Source organism: Corynebacterium sp. HMSC04H06 (assembly GCF_001815935.1).
GTDB lineage: Bacteria > Actinomycetota > Actinomycetes > Mycobacteriales > Mycobacteriaceae > Corynebacterium.
This window is the reverse complement of sequence record NZ_KV823406.1, coordinates 38692-56433: the sequence shown is the minus strand read 5'-3', so window position 1 is coordinate 56433 and position 17742 is coordinate 38692. Positions and strand designations below refer to the sequence as shown.

Annotated in this window: 14 protein-coding genes and 1 pseudogene; 6 read left to right on the top strand and 9 right to left on the bottom strand. The window is 65.2% G+C overall.

Going from position 1 to position 17742, the window contains the following annotated elements; translation table 11 throughout:
- The first annotated feature begins 20 nt into the window (after positions 1-20).
- A pseudogene (locus tag HMPREF3067_RS01815) lies at positions 21-796 on the top strand (hypothetical protein).
- Here the strand turns inward: HMPREF3067_RS01815 and HMPREF3067_RS01810 are convergent.
- From HMPREF3067_RS01810 to HMPREF3067_RS01800, 3 genes are all read right to left on the bottom strand, one after another.
- A complete protein-coding gene (locus HMPREF3067_RS01810) occupies positions 793-1878 on the bottom strand; it encodes a ferrochelatase (protein WP_070768035.1) in 1086 nt (361 codons plus the stop codon). The pseudogene HMPREF3067_RS01815 and the gene HMPREF3067_RS01810 overlap by 4 nt on opposite strands.
- 47 nt (positions 1879-1925) lie before the next feature.
- Positions 1926-3791, bottom strand: coding sequence for a DIP1281 family NlpC/P60 protein (locus HMPREF3067_RS11615; protein ID WP_371259759.1), 1866 nt, complete (start codon positions 3789-3791; stop codon positions 1926-1928).
- An 835-nt stretch (positions 3792-4626) separates the two neighbouring features.
- Entirely contained in the window at positions 4627-5148 is a 522-nt protein-coding gene (locus HMPREF3067_RS01800; protein WP_070768033.1) for an Rv1476 family membrane protein, read from the bottom strand.
- A 387-nt stretch (positions 5149-5535) separates the two neighbouring features.
- Between HMPREF3067_RS01800 and can the strand changes: the two genes are divergently transcribed.
- Both can and HMPREF3067_RS01790 read left to right on the top strand, forming a co-directional pair.
- Positions 5536-8352, top strand: a complete 2817-nt coding sequence (gene can / locus HMPREF3067_RS01795; protein WP_210400063.1) for an aconitate hydratase — start codon at positions 5536-5538, stop codon at positions 8350-8352.
- 179 nt (positions 8353-8531) lie between these two features.
- Positions 8532-9101 (top strand): TetR/AcrR family transcriptional regulator, encoded by a 570-nt coding sequence (locus HMPREF3067_RS01790; RefSeq protein ID WP_070768031.1) that lies wholly within the window; start codon positions 8532-8534, stop codon positions 9099-9101.
- Here HMPREF3067_RS01790 and HMPREF3067_RS01785 read toward each other — a convergent pair.
- The 5 genes from HMPREF3067_RS01785 to HMPREF3067_RS01765 all read right to left on the bottom strand — a co-directional run bounded on the left by HMPREF3067_RS01785 (position 9098) and on the right by HMPREF3067_RS01765 (position 13907).
- A complete protein-coding gene (locus HMPREF3067_RS01785) occupies positions 9098-10342 on the bottom strand; it encodes an ATP-binding cassette domain-containing protein (protein ID WP_070768030.1) in 1245 nt (414 codons plus the stop codon). The genes HMPREF3067_RS01790 and HMPREF3067_RS01785 overlap by 4 nt on opposite strands.
- Complete coding sequence (locus tag HMPREF3067_RS01780) at positions 10333-11094, bottom strand: energy-coupling factor transporter transmembrane component T family protein (RefSeq protein ID WP_246819202.1); 762 nt, start codon at positions 11092-11094, stop codon at positions 10333-10335. The genes HMPREF3067_RS01785 and HMPREF3067_RS01780 overlap by 10 nt, the downstream gene beginning before the upstream one ends.
- Before the next feature lie 28 nt (positions 11095-11122).
- Positions 11123-11863 (bottom strand): glycosyl transferase family 9, encoded by a 741-nt coding sequence (locus tag HMPREF3067_RS01775; protein ID WP_070768029.1) that lies wholly within the window; start codon positions 11861-11863, stop codon positions 11123-11125.
- A gap of 195 nt (positions 11864-12058) precedes the next feature.
- Positions 12059-13048 carry a nucleoside hydrolase gene (locus HMPREF3067_RS01770; protein WP_371259758.1) on the bottom strand — a complete coding sequence of 330 codons (990 nt, stop codon included), beginning with the start codon at positions 13046-13048 and terminating at the stop codon, positions 12059-12061.
- A gap of 178 nt (positions 13049-13226) precedes the next feature.
- On the bottom strand, positions 13227-13907 hold the full coding sequence (locus tag HMPREF3067_RS01765; RefSeq protein WP_070768028.1) for an NAD(P)H-binding protein: 681 nt from the start codon (positions 13905-13907) through the stop codon (positions 13227-13229).
- Positions 13908-13995: 88 nt separating this feature from the next.
- On the opposite strand from HMPREF3067_RS01765, the gene HMPREF3067_RS01760 reads away from it, so the two are divergent.
- Positions 13996-14265: an ACT domain-containing protein gene (locus HMPREF3067_RS01760; RefSeq protein WP_070768027.1), complete on the top strand. Its 270-nt coding sequence runs from the start codon at positions 13996-13998 to the stop codon at positions 14263-14265.
- Positions 14266-14280: 15 nt separating this feature from the next.
- Complete coding sequence (locus HMPREF3067_RS01755) at positions 14281-15645, top strand: PFL family protein (protein WP_070768026.1); 1365 nt, start codon at positions 14281-14283, stop codon at positions 15643-15645.
- Positions 15646-15882: 237 nt separating this feature from the next.
- Here HMPREF3067_RS01755 and HMPREF3067_RS01750 read toward each other — a convergent pair whose 3' ends face one another.
- Positions 15883-16134 (bottom strand): hypothetical protein, encoded by a 252-nt coding sequence (locus tag HMPREF3067_RS01750; protein ID WP_070768025.1) that lies wholly within the window; start codon positions 16132-16134, stop codon positions 15883-15885.
- A 318-nt stretch (positions 16135-16452) separates the two neighbouring features.
- On the opposite strand from HMPREF3067_RS01750, the gene HMPREF3067_RS01745 reads away from it, so the two are divergent.
- Entirely contained in the window at positions 16453-17742 is a 1290-nt protein-coding gene (locus HMPREF3067_RS01745; protein ID WP_070768024.1) for an inorganic phosphate transporter, read from the top strand.

Here is a 17742-nt window from a genome sequence, read left to right as displayed (position 1 = left end):
ATCTATTACACTGTGCCGTCATGGATATGCGCGCCGAGGTATGGTCACCCCTGCAGAACACGGCCGTCTGGTTGGGGGCCTGGCTCTACCACCACGAGTCCGCCGATGCGACCCTGCAGGCCCTCGAAGAGCTGGGCGGGCCGGTCTACGTCCGTCACGGCGAACCCGGGATCGAGCTTCTGCGGCTTATCCGCGACAACGCCGCGGGCGAGACCGAGCTTTCGCCCGGCGCCCGGCCCGAGCCGGCGCTGCGGCTCATTCTCTCCGGGCCCGGGGACCCGCCCGCCTTGCCCGCGGGTACGGCAGCCGCAGAGCACGTGGTGGCGAACGGGGCCGGCGGCATCGTCGTGCGCACCGTAGACCCCGACCGCCACGTGGTCTTGGCCCCCGAGTTCCATGACGGGGGACCTGGTGGTTCGATTACGAGGTCACCGGGCGCCTACCCGAGCCGGCCTGGCTTAGCCCCGGGGAGGCCAACGCTGTGTTATCGGCTGCGACGGAGGAATCCGCGCAGCTTATCGAGGCCAGCGGGCAGCGCAAGATAAACGCCGCCGACGCCCGGCTGACCGTCGGTACGCTGGCGGACTTCTACGACACCCCCGGCCTGCCGTCGTGCGTGCCGGGACGCACGGCCAAGCTTTTTGCCCGCGCCGATCGCGTCGCGGCCATTATCGAAACGGTCACGGATCGCCTGGGGGATCACAGCCTGGCTCCGCAGCTGCTGCGCCTGTGGCGGCACATCCGCCAGGCGCGCATGGCCGGGGTAGCCTACGCGCTCAGCGACTTCGCCCGCTAGCTGGATTTGCGCAGCGACCAGATGTCGCAGCAGCCCGGGGCGCAGGGCTCGCCGTTGACGGTGCAGCCCTGGGTAGTGACCTCTCCCAGGTCTTCCCGCGGCGCGCCGGTGGTCATTTCCTCGATGAGATCGACGATCATCTCGGTAAAGGCCGGGGTCGGCCCGGCGGTGCGGGTGCGCGACATTGCGACGCCCATCTCGCGGCAGGCCTCGGCCAGCTCCGAGTCCAGGTCCCAAATGACCTCCATGTGATCGGAGATGAAGCCGACCGGGCACACGACGATCGCGTCCACGCCCTCGTCGTTGTGGATGTCGGTGGCGTGGTCGACGATGTCGGGCTCCAGCCACGGCGTGGCCGGGTTGCCGGAGCGGGAGTTCCACACCAGGTCGTAACGGCCGATCCCCGCCTGCTCGGCGATGAGTTTGGCCGCCTCCGCCACTTGGCGGGAGTACAGATTCTTGTCGCCTACTGCGCCGCCGACGGCGTCGTGGGCGTTCGGCACGGAGTGGGCGGTGAACAGCACCCGGGTGCTTTCCCACTTCTCCTGCGGGATCTCGGTGCACGCTTCCTTGAGCGCGCGGGCCATCTCCCCGACGAACTTCGGGTGGGAGTAGAACTGCCGCAGCTTGGTGAATTCGATCTCGGGCAGCCCCTTGTCCGCCAGGTGCTGGCGCATGGCGACGATGTCCTCGTCGTACTGCCTGCAGGCCGAGTAGCCGCCCCACGCCGAGGTGGCGAAGACGAGCACGCGGCGCACGCCGTCGGCGGCCATCTCCTCCGCGGCCTCGTTGCCGAAGGGGTGCCAGTTGCGGTTGCCGAAGTACACCGGCAGGTCCATCCCGCGGCGGGCGAGCTCGCCCTTGACGTTGTCGATGATTTCGCGGTTGAGCCCGTTTAGGGGGCTGACACCATCGAAGTGGAAGTAGTGCTCCCCGACCTTGACCAGGCGCTCCCGGGGGATGCCGCGGCCGCGAGTGACGTTCTCCAGAAACGGGACGACCTCCTCGTTTCCTTCCGGGCCACCGAAAGAAAGAACGAGGAGGGCGTCATAGCCAGGATTAGTCTGTTGTGCGTCAGTCATAATCCTGACAGTACCAACTAAAGTTGGTGGCTTAATATTTGGCGACGCTAGATGAGACGTACGGCATACGGTGCCATACCCCCGTAGCGCACCGGGGATTTCTGCACGTTCTGGCCCGACTGCGGGGCTTCCAGCATCATACCGTCGCCCAGGTAGATGGCGACGTGGTGCGAGGCGTTGGGACCGTAGAAGATTAGGTCGCCGCGCTCCATCTCGGAGGTCGGGATCTTCTCGCCGTGGTTGTACTGGTAGCCCGTGAAGTGCGGCAGGGAGATGCCGACGCCGGCGAAGGCGTAGATCACCAGGCCGGAGCAGTCAAAGCCGACCTTGTTGTAGTCGCCGAAGGAGTCGGCCACGCCGCCGTCGCGGATGCCCTGGGTCGGGCCGTTGGCGTCGCCGCCGCCCCAGGCGTAGGGCACGCCAATCTGGGATTCGGCTCGGGCGATGACGGCCTCGATCTGGGCCTCGCGGCCCATGTCCGAGACCGCGTCGCTGGCTTCTTCCGTCACCGAGTCAGAGGTCTCGAGGTCCTCCAGAACACCGTCCAGCTGGCTGGTCAGGTCCGCGTCTTGGTCACCCTGGCCTTCGCCCTGCAGGGCCGGCAGGCTACCGGTGGACTCGTCCGCGGTCGCCTCTTCCAGCTGTGTGTGCACCGGCTGGGAGCCGGCGACGATGCCTTGGGCCACGGCCATGGCCGCGCTCGACAGCAGCGCCATGTCTTCCTCGGAAGAGCCGTTTTCGTTAGAGCTCAGCTGGTCACCGGAGGCCGCGTCGCCCGCGCCGGAACGCTGGGCCGGCTCCAAGCCCTGGACGGTCGGCTCGTTCTGCTTCGAGTCGCCGTGGCCCGCGCCGGAGTTCTCCGCGCTGGTGGAGGTAGCCGAGGAATCGCTAGACTCGGTCGACTCGCTGGACTCCGCCGCGGTAGAGGACTCCGACGCCGAAGCGTTCTCCGCGGTCGACGTCTGCGCCGAGGTGCTGTTCTGCGCGCCCGAGCGGGCGGAGGAGGACTCCTCCCGCGGGGCGGCCGAAGAGGTAGCCGTGGCGGACTGGGAGCGGTCGCTGCCGGAAGCCTTCTTGTCGTCCTTGTCGTCCTTGGCTTCGCTGGTGGAGCCGTGGTTGCCGCGCGGCGAGTGGCCGCGGGCCTCATCTAACGCTTCCTGGGCGTCTTCTTCCTGGAGGGCCAGTTCGTTGCGCTCAGCGGAGATCTTTTCGACCTCGGCCAGGGAATCCTCCAGGGTCTTGCGCGCGTCTTCCTCGGCGGAGGTCGCGCGCTCTTCGCGCTGGTCGGCCAGTTCCTTGGCCAGGCGCAGCTGGGATTCCTTGTTCGCCTTCTGGGTGCGGACCTTTTCCAGGTCCTCGACGACGGCACGTTGCTTGTCCGACTGGCCCGCCAGGTAGCTCTGGCGCTCCAGCTTCTCAGCGCGCGCGTCAGCGCCGGCGGCGTTGGTCACCGCGTCCGAGGTCCCGGAGCGGCGGTAGGCCGAGCGAGAAATCTCGTCGAGCTTCTCCTGGGCCTTTTCGACGTCCACCTGGGCGCCGTTGAGCTCATCCTTGGCGGCGGCCGCGCCATCGCGGGCCTGCTGGGCCTCGGTGCGCGCGTCCTGGAGATCGACCAGGGCTTGGTTGACGATTTCGCGGTAGCGGCCGATTTCGCCTTCCAGGCGGGAGATCTCGCCCTGGACGTCGGCGATGGCGCCGGCGACATCGGAGATTGAGCTGCTGCCCCGGCTCAGTTCACGGGTCAGCCGCTGGAGGTCATCCCCCGGCTCATCGGCGTTGGCAACGGTAGGGGTCAAGGTGGCGACGGTAGACAGCGTTGCCGTGCAGGCAACAGCGGAAAACGCCGCCCGGAAACGGGACTTGACAGAACGGCCGGAATTACTCCGCGCGTTCACATTGGATGTGGTGGCCACGAATATGCTCCTTGGCCAGCAACCTAGGCGTGTTGAGACAGACCTACCTCGCACAAAGGTATGCCGAAGCCTCTCCTCCTCGACCGTCAACACATACGCGCGCTCGCCCACTCACGCGATCCGCGTGGCTGGCGTACGGACTCAGGCACAGACTTCCCCATCGGCATGAGTTCCTCGCACAGCAGCCCTTGGATTCTGGGCACGTCCCCGGCCGGATGACCTCCGGGATGGCCCCTGATGTGGGTGCGACACTTATCGAAAACGGTAAAGGCTTAAGACTTGTCTCCTCCTAGCCTGCTGGCAATACAAAGATTGGACATTAACTCCAACCCATGAGCCAAATAGCAAACGCGGCACAACGGTTGAACCCCGACCACAACTGCCCTTCGCCGGGTCTTGGCGTGCTTCCCCACATGCCCGTACCACGTGCGCTTAGACGTTCCAGTCAAGCCTCAATCCGTGAACCATGTTCCACAATTCACCTCATGAGTTGCTATAGAAACCATAGAGCACATACACCACATCTCGCATATATTTCCCACAAACCACAGGAGTTAAGTAAAGCCACAGCACTTAACATTCCGCCGTTACCAGCGCCGTTACCAACTTGAGATTTTGTCTGTGCGGTTCGTCACGTTCCGCCTAGTTTCGCCCCGCCGCCCGCTCCCAGCCCGTTAGCTACCCGACAGATCAGAAAAGCGGTCAACCTTCTAGGATTGACCGCTTTCCGTGTAACGGGCGCCCACTAACGCCGACCAGTGCCGTTTTATTCCCGGGTTCCCACGGCCAGAAGTGACTGTGCCGTTATGGTTCAACTTTCCGTGTATTTCTACTTTCAGCCTAGGCCCCCGGTGCCCCCACACGGACAGCCGCACCCGCGGAGATGCCCCCCTGCCGCCGCGCCGGCTGCCCGCCGGAAGGCCCACACTCCGCCGACGAGGGCGACCACAAGGGCCACGAGTGTTGCCGCCGGAAGGTAAAAGGACGGGGTCTGGTCGACACCGCCATAGAAGGCTCCGAGGGCCTCGGCCTGGGTGACCCCTGCCGGCACCCCGGACTGGGCGGACTCAATTTCTGCTCGGGACAAGGAATCACTGACCACTGAGATTGTCCCCGGCGACTGGACGATGACCGTGTCTAGGCCAGTGGCGTCCTGTAGCTCCTGAGCCACGTCACGGTAATCGGCCGGCATGCCGCCCGCCACGTCGACGACCGCAATGCCGTCGCCGTCACGTAGGGCGGCCTGCGCGTCAGTCTGGGCAGCCGGGTCCCCCGCTAAAACGGGGTTAGTAAAAGCAACGGAATCTTCGGAAAGCTGTTCCGCCAAGTCCGGAACATCTACCCCCTGAGGAATCATCGCCACGCCTCCTTGCTCTCTCCCAATCGCGCCCCCAGCCCCACACAGCAGCGCGCTGAGCTGGGAATAGGCAAAACCCGTCCGGTTTGTGTACCGGGTCAGATTACGCACTCATCTATCCCCCGCGGGCATCCGACTCGCCGCGCAGCGCCAAAATGGTGGAAACAAAACGCGCGTACTGTTATAGTTAAGGCAGTCGACGGTTCAGCCATCTATGATGGATAGATGAACCATCGCGTTCACGTCGTCTCCGAAGTATATATCCCATGACTATTAACTTTGCCCTCGTTTCCCGCTAGCGCGGGGTACCCCGGGCGAGTATGCGGAACTAATACCTGAGCGACGATGGCGAACATCTTAGTTCTCAAACAAGGAATGGAGCTCCCTGTGACTGAAAGCTTGAACTCTTTCGGCGCCAAGAAGACTCTTGACGTCAACGGCAAGTCCTACGATTACTTTGACATCAACGCTGTCGAGGGCATGTCTAAGCTGCCCTACTCGTTGAAGGTCCTCGGCGAGAACCTGCTGCGCCACGAAGACGGCAAGAACGTGACCAAGGAGCACATCGATGCCCTGGCCAACTGGGACCCGAAGGCTGAGCCGGACACCGAGATCCAGTTCACCCCGGCCCGCGTTCTGATGCAGGACTTCACCGGCGTTCCCTGCGTGGTCGACCTGGCCACCATGCGTGAGGCCGTGTCCGCTCTGGGCGGCACCCCGGATCAGGTCAATCCGCTGAACCCGGCCGAGATGGTCATCGACCACTCCGTTATTACCGAGGCCTTCGGTTCCTCCGACGCTCTCGAGAAGAACGTCGAGATCGAGTACCAGCGCAACGAGGAGCGCTACCAGTTCCTCCGCTGGGGCTCCGAGAACTTCTCCAACTTCCGCGTGGTGCCCCCGGGAACCGGTATTGTCCACCAGGTCAACATCGAGTATCTGTCCCGCGTCGTCTTCGACAACGAGGGCCTGGCCTACCCGGACACCTGTATCGGTACCGACTCCCACACCACCATGGAAAACGGCCTGGGCATCCTGGGCTGGGGCGTCGGCGGCATCGAGGCCGAGGCTGCCATGCTGGGCCAGCCGGTCTCCATGCTCATCCCAAAGGTCGTCGGCTTCAAGCTGACCGGTGAGATCCCGGTCGGCGTGACCGCTACCGACGTCGTTCTGACCATCACCGAGATGCTGCGTCAGCAGGGCGTTGTCGGCAAGTTCGTCGAGTTCTACGGCAACGGCGTCAAGTCCGTCCCACTGGCCAACCGCGCCACCATCGGCAACATGTCCCCTGAGTTCGGCTCCACCGCGGCCATCTTCCCGATCGACGAAGAGACCATCAAGTACCTCGAGCTCACTGGCCGTCCGGAAGAGCAGATCGATCGCGTCCGCGAGTACGCCAAGGCACAGGGCATGTGGCTGGAGCAGGACGCTCCGGAGGCCGAGTACTCCGAGTACCTCGAGCTCGACCTGGGCACCGTGGTCCCGTCCATCGCCGGCCCGAAGCGCCCGCAGGACCGCATCCTACTGTCCGAGGCCAAGGAACAGTTCCGTAAGGACCTGGGCAACTACACCACCGACGAGGTTATCGTCGACGAGACCACCGTTGAGGCCAAGCGCATGACCGACGAGGGCGGCGCTCCGGAAGACGACGTCGACGTCACCGGCGGCCTGAACCAGTCCCGCGCCGGCAACAACGAGTCCGCTGCCAAGGGCTCCTCCGGACGTCAGTCCCACCCGGTCGTGGTCAACTCCCCGAACGGTGGCGAGTACACCCTGGACCACGGCATGGTGGCTATCGCCTCCATCACCTCCTGCACCAACACCTCGAACCCGTCCGTCATGGTCGGTGCCGGCCTGATCGCCCGAAACGCGGCCAAGAAGGGCCTGCACTCCAAGCCGTGGGTCAAGACCATCTGCGCCCCGGGTTCCCAGGTTGTCGACGGCTACTTCCAGCGCGCCGACCTGTGGAAGGACCTCGAGGCTCTGGGCTTCTACCTCTCCGGCTTCGGCTGCACCACCTGCATCGGCAACTCCGGCCCGCTGCCGGACGAGATCTCGAACGCCATCAACGAGCACGACTTGGCTGCCACCGCAGTCCTGTCCGGTAACCGTAACTTCGAGGGCCGCATCTCCCCGGACGTCAAGATGAACTACCTGGCGTCCCCGATCATGGTCATCGCCTACGCTATCGCCGGCACCATGGACTTCGACTTCGAGAACCAGGCCCTGGGCCAGGACCAGGACGGCAACGACGTCTTCCTGAAGGACATCTGGCCGTCCACCGAGGAGATTGAGGAGACCATCCAGTCCGCTATCTCCCGCGAGATGTACGAGGCCGACTACGCCGACGTCTTCAAGGGCGACGACGCATGGCGCAACCTGGACGTCCCGGAAGGCGAGACCTTCGAGTGGGACGAGAACTCCACCTACGTCCGCAAGGCACCGTACTTCGAGGGCATGGAGCTCGAGCCGGGCGACGTCGAGGATATCAAGGGCGCTCGCGTCCTGGTGAAGCTGGGAGATTCGGTCACCACCGACCACATCTCCCCCGCTTCTGCCATCAAGCCGGGCACGCCGGCCGCGCAGTACCTGGACGAGCACGGTGTGGCCCGCAAGGACTACAACTCCCTGGGCTCCCGTCGTGGTAACCACGAGGTCATGGTCCGCGGTACCTTCGCCAACATCCGCCTGGCTAACCAGCTGGTGGACGTCACCGGCGGCTACACCCGCGACTTCACCCAGGAGGGTGGCCCGCAGGCGTTCATCTACGACGCCGCTCAGAACTACAAGGAGCAGGGCACCCCGCTGGTCGTGCTGGCCGGTAAGGAGTACGGCACCGGTTCCTCGCGTGACTGGGCTGCTAAGGGCACCAACCTGCTGGGCGTCAAGGCTGTTATCACCGAGTCCTACGAGCGCATCCACCGCTCCAACCTCATCGGTATGGGCGTGGCTCCGCTGCAGTTCAAGGACGGCGACTCCCACGAGTCCCTCGGCCTGGACGGCACCGAGACCTTCGACATCGTCGGCCTGAGCGAGTTCAACAACGATGGTCACCCGAAGGAAGTTCACGTCACCGCCACCAAGGAGGACGGCTCCACCGTCGAGTTCGACACCGACGTGCGCATCGACACTCCTGGTGAGGCTGACTACTACCGCCACGGCGGCATCCTGCAGTTCGTGCTGCGCCAGATGGTCAAGTCCTAAGACAGCTAGGCCACTAGCCGCACCTTAGAATAAAAGGGGGCTGCACTTCCGCGATAAGCCCGCGGGAGCCTCGCGGCCCCCTTTGCCGTCCCCTCTCCTTGTCCACCGGTAGCCGGTGTTAGCGCTTCACGCGTGCATTTTCCTGTCCACGTCCACCCCACAGAGCAAGAGGTCACAACATGCCCATCGTCAGCGATAGCGAACTCAATCGGCGCCGCCACGACATCTTGATAGGCGCTCGGCGTTGCTTCGCTGAGCATGGTTACGAAGGGGCCACCGTGCGCCTGCTGGAGGAAGCGACCGGCAAGTCCCGCGGCGCTATCTTCCACCACTTCGGTGATAAGGAGTCGCTGTTTTTGGCCCTGGCCCGCGAGGACGCCGCCCGCCAGGCGGAGGTCGTCGCCCGCGAAGGTTTGGTTGAGGTCATGCGGAACATGCTCAACCAGCCGGAGCGTTACGACTGGCTGGCCACCCGCCTGGAGATCATCTCGCTGCTGCGCACGGATGCCTCCTTCCGGGCCCGCTGGAAGGATCACCAGTCCATCCTGGATGACGCGGTGCGCCAGCGCCTCTACTCCAATGCGGAGAAGGGCCGGCTGCGCGACGACGTCCCTGTCGAGACCCTCGTCATTTACCTGGAGACCTTCATGGACGGCTTCATCAACCGCCTGGCCATGGGTGACACCCAGCGGCTCAGCAGCGTCCTCGATATCGTCGAGCACTCCATCCGTAAGGACGGCGTCGACTAGCTGAGCTCTCCCCCAGCCCGCCCGAGCCACAGTTCGTGTACGGCCAGCCCCGCAGGCAGGTCGTGCACGAATTTTTCGTTATGACAGGTCAGCACCACCGCCGAACCATTGGCGGCCGCCCGCGCGATAAGCCCCCTGACCAGCTTTCGGTACTCGGGCGCGAGGTAGGTATCGGGCTCGTCAAAGATGGCCACGCGTCCTCCTCGCCGGGCCGCGGCGAGGACTTGGACCACCCGCAGCTGAGAAACCGGCAGGTCGAGCGGGTGCGCCTGCGGGTCCACGCCAAGCCGCGCGCAGGCCTGCCCGGATCCCAGCATCACCCCCACGGTCGGGGCTGCCACCTGGTCGAAGGGCGACTGCAGGCAGGCCGCGACCGAGTCGCACACCGGCGCGTACCCGTCCAGGCCGGCCAGCGCCCGCACCAGCGTGGTCTTCCCACTGCCGTTATCCCCGCGCACCCACAGGACCTGGCCGGGCACGAGGTCGAAGTCCACCGGTCCGACCCGGAAATCCGCGCCGCTAGCCCGCCGGAACTGCCACCAGCGCCGCCGGCCCACCCCGCGCCGCACAACCAGGTCCCGCACCACCAAGCTTTCCCCGTCCAGCGACGGCACTGGTCTTAGCACCTGCTCTGCCTGTGTCTGCGGCTCCCCGTGCTCGGCTATACCGGGGGTTGGCAGCTCGAGGACCTGCACCGCAGCCGCCAGGTCGGGCGCGTCTGCCGCCGGGTCGATGCTGAGAACCTCGCCGCCCAGGTCTTCTTCCACAGCGTGGCTCACCGTCACCACCCGGCTGCCTCCCATGGCGTGGAGAAGCTCGACGATGCCAGCCCGCGACGCCCGGTCCAGTCCCGCCAGCGGTTCGGTCAGCACGACTGCTGCCGGGGAGACGATGGTCAGCGCGGCTATGGCCAAGCGGCGGGTCTGGCCGCCGGATAGGCGCAGCGGATGGCGCTCCGCGTGTTCGCTAAGCCCCACCTGCGCGAGTGTTTCCGTGCAGCGGCGCTCCATTCGCTCCCGCATCCAGCCGGCGTGCTCCAGCGGGATGGCCAGTTCCTCAATGACCGTGGAGCGCAGACCGGAGATATGCACCTGCGGGTCCGCTCCTAACACCGCCCGGATTTCCAGCGCGGCGGAGACCGTCTCGGCAACGTCCTCGGCCTGGTGGGTAGCGGGCACCACCACCTGCACGAGCGGCGCGGAGGACTTCCGAACGTGGGCGACCACCTGCGCTAAGTCCATAGCGACCACCCCACGACGGCCAGGCCCATGCACGCGACTGCCCAGCGGAAGGCCCGTTGCCCGCGGCTGTCCGGCACCGGGCGGAGCACCGTGCGCGGGCCGGGCTGGTCGAAGCCGACGGCGGTCAGCGCCTTGGCTTGCGCGGTGGCTTGGTACAAAAGCAGGGAGACCACCGGACCGATATACCGGACCGCCAGGTTCCGCCACCCGGGTCTGCGGCCTTCCAGGAGGTTGGCGTCCCGCACCACGCCAACGACCCGCGTGCCCCGGGGCAGCAGCTGTAGCGAAGCGCCCACGATATAGGCCACCTTGTGGCCGGCCTGGGAGGCCTGGATAGCCTTGGCCACATCCGGCACGGTGACACAGGCAACCGCGGCCAGCACCACCGCGACGAGAGCGAAAAACCGCAGGGACAAAGCCCCGGCCAGTGCCAGCCCGTCGCGGGCCACAAATGCAAAGATCTGGTCCTGACCGTGCGGGGCGTGGATGGCCACCATCGACAGCGCCGCAGGGAAAGAAATGACGCAGGTCGTCAACGCAACCGCTAGCCCGCGGCCAGTGACGGCACCGGCGACAAGCGCGAGCAGCAGAACCACCGCGGAGACCACCGGGTGGTTCAGCGCGATGACGAGCAACCACGCCACCGCGGCACAGGTGGCTGGTGTAGCCGGGTGCAGCCTGCCGCGTAGCACCCCGGCCGCCGCGCCCTCGCCGCCACTCATACCCGCGGTCGGGACCGCGTCCGTACCCATGCCCACTCTGGACCGTCTCCCCCGGCGACTAGGACTTCTTCTCGGCGTCCGGGCGTGGCTGCACTGCCGGGTGCAGGCGCTTGAGGACTCGTTGCGGCAGCGCTTTGACCGTGAGGGCGACGAAAAAAAGGACGACGATCTTGTCGAGTGGGTCGGAGACCAGCGACTGCATGGTCACCGAGGCCAAGAGGGAATTGCCGAACTCGCGGAAGACCGAGACTAGGGCCCCGGTTCCCAGCCCGGCCGTGCCGCCGTAGACGAAGGCCGCCACCGGAGCGGCGAGCATGCCGCTGATGATGCCGATGATGGCGCCGCTGACCACGATCCGCCAGATGCGCTGGAGGGCGCCGCGCTGGATGGCCCACCCGGCCATCCAACCCGTGGCCGCCGACACCGCCGCAAATGGCAAGGCGGCCGGGTTGATAAATCCCCAGACCACGGACGACAACGTGCCGGTGGCCAGGCCTGCCACCGGGCCCAAAAGTGCCGCCATCAGAACGGTGCCCAGGGAATCCAGGTAGAGCGGCACGCCGATTGAGCCGATGAGCTCACCGATGACGATGTTGATGACCAAGCAGCCGGGGATGAGGGCGATGGCCCCGGCGGTCAGGGAGGGCAACGCGCCGGCGAGCAGCAGCGCTGCCCCGCCGAAATAGCCGGCCAGGGTGATAAACGCCTCGGGGCTGCCGGCCACGGACTCCCAATCGGTGGGCCGCAGCAGGACCAGGTAGCTCCAGGTCCCGGCGACGACTAGGGCGCCGGCTACCATCAGGGCGCGGCGGCCGGCGCTGAGTTTAGCCGGGCCGGGAGTTCGCGGCGCGGAAGAGTTAGCAGATTGAGCGTACTTCGAAAACAGCGGAGACATAGAAATTGACCACCTGCGGGGTTGGTAGTGGATAGGAAAAGCACGGCGTGCGCCGCGCTGCCTGCTCTATGTCACCTCGAGCCAGCACACGTACGCAGGTTATCTTAGCGTCTTCGACTCCTGCGGCCCGAATTGGGCTAGCAGCCGCCAGCCCCGCTCCAATTCCGCGTGCGCGCCCTCGACGTCTATCGTCCTGACCAAGGAAGCGTTGGCATCGCGGCCCCAGTGCCCGCGCAGATCCGCCACGCTCGTTCCCCGCAGCAGCGGGCTGTCGACCTCGACGTCCATGGTCGTGGGCACGGAATCGTAGCCGCAGGCGCTCAGCGCCACGATCGCAGTCACGGCGTCGTGGACTTGGGCCTGGTAGCCCTCGCCTTGCGCGTCGTGGAACTCGAAGTAGAACCGGAGCATCTCGAGCATCGACGCGGCCAGGTCCGCGTCGGCAAGCACGCCTGCCAACCGCGCGGCGCGCTCCGGGGTGATGAGGAATTGTTCGGTTACCTGCAGCGAGCACAGCACCACCGGCGGCAGCTGGGCGCGGAAGAAACGGTGAGCGGCCAGAGGGTCCACCCAGAAATTCCACTCGGCAGTGGGCGTGGTGTTGCCGCGGTAGTTAACGGCCCCGCCCATGACGGTTACCTGGCGAAATTCCGCGAGCTTGTCCCACTGCGCCGCGTTCGTCAGCGGACCGGTCACGATGAGGTCTACCGGCCCGTCCTCGTCCAAGCACTGCTGCCACAGCTCTCGCCACGGGAGCCGCGGCGCTCCCCAGTCGGATAGCCGCGCGTCGAAGTGCCCCAGGCCGCTGGGCCCGTGGGTCTCCGGGGTGGTGACCAGCTCTCGGTCGGCGGGGCCGGCCTCCCCCACGCCCACGGGAACCTCGGGCAGCCCGCACGCGTCCAACAGCCAACGGGCGTTGAGCGCCGTCTGGTCGGCGCTGGCGTTACCGCCCGTGGTGCTAATCCCGACCAGCTCGATTTCCCCGGCGTGGTGCCGCCCGGCCAGGTACAGGATCGCCACGGCATCATCGATGCCGGGGTCGCAGTCCAGCAGGACCCTGCGCAGCCCCTGCCCCGCCGTTGTGATCACTCGCTCGTCCCCCATCTCGTCTCCCACCCCACCTCGGGTTTGTGCTCCCCGTCTACAGTCTCCCGAGTCTGCACAGCCCGCAAAGTCTCCAAAATCTCCAATGCTTTTGGATATCTTCACGGTCTACGAAGTCTGTCGGCCCGACAGGATCTGTGGAGCCGACGGCCTTTCTCCCGTTCTAGGCGATCTCGCTGAGTGCGCCTTCGCCGTCGACGAAGGAGACCGGGCTGTGCGGGGTCTGCTCGCGAGTGACGACTTCAGCGATGACCGCGGCCACCAGTTCGCGGGAGGTGTGCTCATCGGTGGAGGTGGCAGGCTGATCGGCGACGAGCTCGATGCCAGCGGCCGGTTCCTCGGTAAGCACTGCCGGCCCCAGGATGACGTAGTCCAGGTCGGTGGAGTTCAGGTAGTCGTCCACGACCTTCTTGGCCAGTGAGTAGGTGTAGAGGTCGTGGTCCGGATCGAATTGGGCCTGCGTCGCGCCCTTGTAGGAGACCATGACGTAGCGCGGGACCTTCGCACCCTGGTCGCGCAGCTGCTCCAGACCGTGGATGCTGGCCAGCGCGGCGTCCTGGTCGACGTCGATGGTCACCTGCTCGCCGCCGCGGCCGCCGTTGCCGGCGGACCAAACCACCGCGTCGAACTGGGTCTCCAGCTCGGCCCAGTCCTCCACGGTCAGTTGGGTGACGTCCGCCAGGTACGGCGTCGCCCCCAGCTTTTCGATGTCGGCCTGCTGCTCCGGGTTACGAATGAGCGAGGTGACGTCGGCGCCGGCCTCGCGCAGCTTCGGAGCGGCGAGCTGGGCGACCTTGCCGTGTCCGCCGATGATGAGGACCTTGGGTTTGTGGTTGATCGTCATAGGCCCCACCGTACCAAAGTGAGGCGAATTACCTTGCCGATTGTGCCCATTGCCCCGCCACCTGTGGAGTGACAGATACAATAAGGGCATGTTTGCGATTATGACCGTGACCGGTGTGGATTCCACCGGTATTGTTGCCTCCGTGTCGACCCAGCTTGCCGAGCTCGATGTGAATATTGTTGACATCTCCCAGACGTTGATGTCGGGCTTTTTCACGATGATCCTGCGGGTCAAATTCGATGATTCTGCCACCTCCATTGCCGAAATCCAGTCGAAGATGGACCCGGTCGCGGAGGCGAAGAAGCAGTCCATTCGCATCCAGTCCGAAGAACTGTTCACCACCATGAACGAGGTCTAAGGAGAGTCTGGATTCATGGTTAACACGTTCAACACTCACCGGGTCCTCGAGACCATCGAGATGATCGACAAGTACCGCCTGGACATCCGGACGGTCACGATGGGCATCTCCTTGCTCGGCTGCACCCGCCCCACGATGTCCGCCACCGCCGAGGCTGTCTACGACCTGGTCACCCAGCGCGCCGAGCGCCTGGTCGAGGTCGCCCGCGGTATCGAGACCGAGCTGGGCATCCCGATTGTCAACAAGCGTATCTCCGTCACCCCGGTCTCCCTCGTGGTCGCCGGCGTCGACGGCAATCCCGTCGAGGTCGCCGAGGCCCTCGACCGCGCCGCCAAGGAAGTCGGCGTCAACTTCGTGGGCGGCTATTCCGCCCTCGTGGAAAAGGGCGCCACCTCCGCGGAGAAGAAGCTCATCGACTCCATCCCGGAGGCCCTGTCCACCACCGAGCTCGTCTGCTCCTCGGTCAACATCGCCTCCTCCCGAGCTGGGATCAACATGAACGCCGCCAAGCGCATGGGTGAGGTCATCAAGGAGTCCGCGGAACTGACCCGCGACAACTCCGCCATCGCTTGCGCCAAGCTGGTGGTCTTCGCGAACTCCGTGGGCGATAACCCGTTCATGGCGGGTGCTTTCCACGGCATCGAGGAGCCCGACTGTGTGGTCTCCGTGGGCGTTTCCGGCCCCGGCGTAGTCGACCGTGCCCTGGGTTCGCTGGAAGGCGCGACCCTCAACGAGGTCGCCGAAGAGGTCAAGAAGGCCGCGTTCAAGATCACCCGCGCCGGCCAGCTGGTGGGCAACCTCGCCGCGGAGCGCCTCGGCGTCCCCTTCGGCATCGTGGACCTGTCCCTGGCGCCTACCGCCGAGCTGGGCGACTCCGTCGCCCACATCCTCGAGCACATGGGCCTGGACCAGGTCGGCACCCACGGCACCACCGCTGCCTTGGCGCTGCTTAACGATGCCGTCAAGAAGGGCGGCATGATGGCCTGCTCCCGCGTCGGCGGCCTATCGGGTTCCTTCATCCCGGTCTCCGAGGACAAAGGCATGATCGACGCGGTCAAGTCCGGGGCCATCTCCATGGACAAGCTGGAGGCGATGACCTCCATCTGCTCCGTCGGCTTCGACATGATCGCCCTGCCGGGTGATACCTCTGCCACCACCATCGCCGGCATGATCGCCGACGAGGCGGCCATCGGCATGATGAACCATAAGACCACCGCGGTGCGCGTCATCCCTGTCCCAGGCGCCCAGATCGGCGACGAGGTCAACTTCGGCGGTCTGCTGGGCTACGCCCCCGTCATCCCGGTCAACACCGTGGGCAACTCCCAGTTCATCAACCGTGGCGGCTTCATCCCAGCCCCGGTTCACGGCTTCCGCAACTAGGAGCCATTCTCCTAGTCCGCCTGGTCCCCGGGCTCAGCCGCCTTATAGGCGCCCACCCCAACCAGGCAGACCACCCCGCCCAACCCGGCCAGTTCACAGGCGACCGTGGACCGCGGGGTTTCTAGTAGGAAAAGCACGAAGCGCCACGACCTGCTCGGGGATAGAGAGGACCGCTCCCCGAACAAAGAAAAGTGGCAGCCGGGCCGAAACCAGGGCTGCCACTAAGTGCGCTACGTTCTAACGACGTCGGATGCCGCCGAGGAGGAAGCCGGCGGGGCCGAAGGTGCCGATGACGGCGGTGATGATGGCCCAGAGCCACTTCGGTCCGCGGATTTTGCGGCTGGGCAGGTGGTAGAGGTAGTGCCACGCAGTCGCCTTGAGGACGCCGTCCAGGATGAGGGCGCCGATAACGCCCTTTTGCTCGGCTGAAGAAAGCTGCGACCAGCGCTTGTTCAGATCGCGTTGGCACTTATCCCACGAACAGGCCATGGTTGACTCCTTTTCCTGCGTCACGGTAGGCGCAAAGTAGTGAAATGTTTTCCCCTATTTTAGTGTTTGCTTCGGGAGAATTCGGGGCTTTAAATGTTGCGTTAGCCACCTCCGGCTAGGGGGAAGAAAGCATTAAGGTTAACATCGGGTTAACTCCATGCGACCTAGGAATTAATTTAGTGTGACAATTTAGATAGGTCCATGAACTAAATTGTTTAAATTTCCAGGCAGGAGTAAAGTTTCGGACCGTCCGCGACGCTTGGGCGCCGCAGATGCACTCTGCACTACTCAAATCATGCACTGCAAAGGGCCGACACTGTGACAGCGACTCTTATCATCCTGGCGATCGTGGTGATTACCGCCATTGCTTTTGACTTCACCAATGGTTTCCACGACACGGCCAACGCCATGGCGACCTCCATCGCCACGGGAGCGCTCAAGCCTTTTACCGCGGTAGCAATCTCCGCGGCACTGAACCTGGTGGGCGCGTTCCTTTCCGTTAACGTGGCCGCCACGGTGGCCAAGGGAATCGTCAACCTAGACTCCTATGACCTTTCTGGCGCTGGCACCGACGGCGTGCCGGCCGACGGCCAGGCACTGCTGATGGTGGTCTTCACCGGCCTTATCGGCGGCATCCTGTGGAACCTATTCACCTGGCTGCTGGGCATGCCGTCAAGCTCCTCCCACGCCCTGTTTGGCGGCCTGATTGGCGCGGCGTTTGCCGCCATGGGCTCCGGCGGCGTGGAGTGGTCCTCCATCGCCGGCAAGATCATCATCCCGGCCCTGGCCTCCCCCGTCATCGCCGCACTCGTTTCCGCGTGCGCCACCGCCCTAGTCTACTGGGTCACCAACACCATCCCGACAAAGGTCAAGAACGAGCACTTCCGCCACGGCCAGATCGTCACCGCCTGCCTGGTTTCCCTGGCACACGGTGCCGGCGACGCACAGAAGACGATGGGTGTTATCTTCCTGGCACTGGTCGCCGCCGGCGAAACCTCCGCCGAGGCGCGCATCCCGACCTGGGTCATCATCGCCTGTGCTATCGCCATCGCAGCCGGCACCCTTTCCGGCGGCTGGCGCGTTATCCGCACCCTGGGCAAGGGTCTGGTTGAAATCGAATCCCTGCAAGGAATGGCCGCTGAGGCAACCTCGGCCGCCATCATTCTGACCTCCGCCACCGGCGGCATGGCGCTGTCCACCACGCACGTGTCCACCGGCTCCATCATGGGCACCGGCATCGGCAAGCGCGGCGCCGACGTCCGCTGGGGCGTGGCCATGCGCATGGCTGCCGCATGGCTGATTACGCTGCCCTGCGCCGCCTTCGTCGGCTTCGTCAGTTGGTGGCTCGCCCGCGGCGTGTCCGCTTTCTCCTCGCTGACCGTGGGCGCCATCGTCGACTTCGTCCTCCTGATCGCCATGGCAGCCCTCATCGTAATCCGCTCGCGCATGAACCCGGTGGATGCCTCCAACGTCAACGAAGACTGGGACAAGGACGCCGAGTCCGTCGACTCCTCCATGGCACGCGCCAAGGAGCCGGTCCCCGCCCCCACCGCGGCCGCTGAGCCGGTCGCCGCCTCCGATTCCGCTAGCCCGCAGGAAGGTCGATAA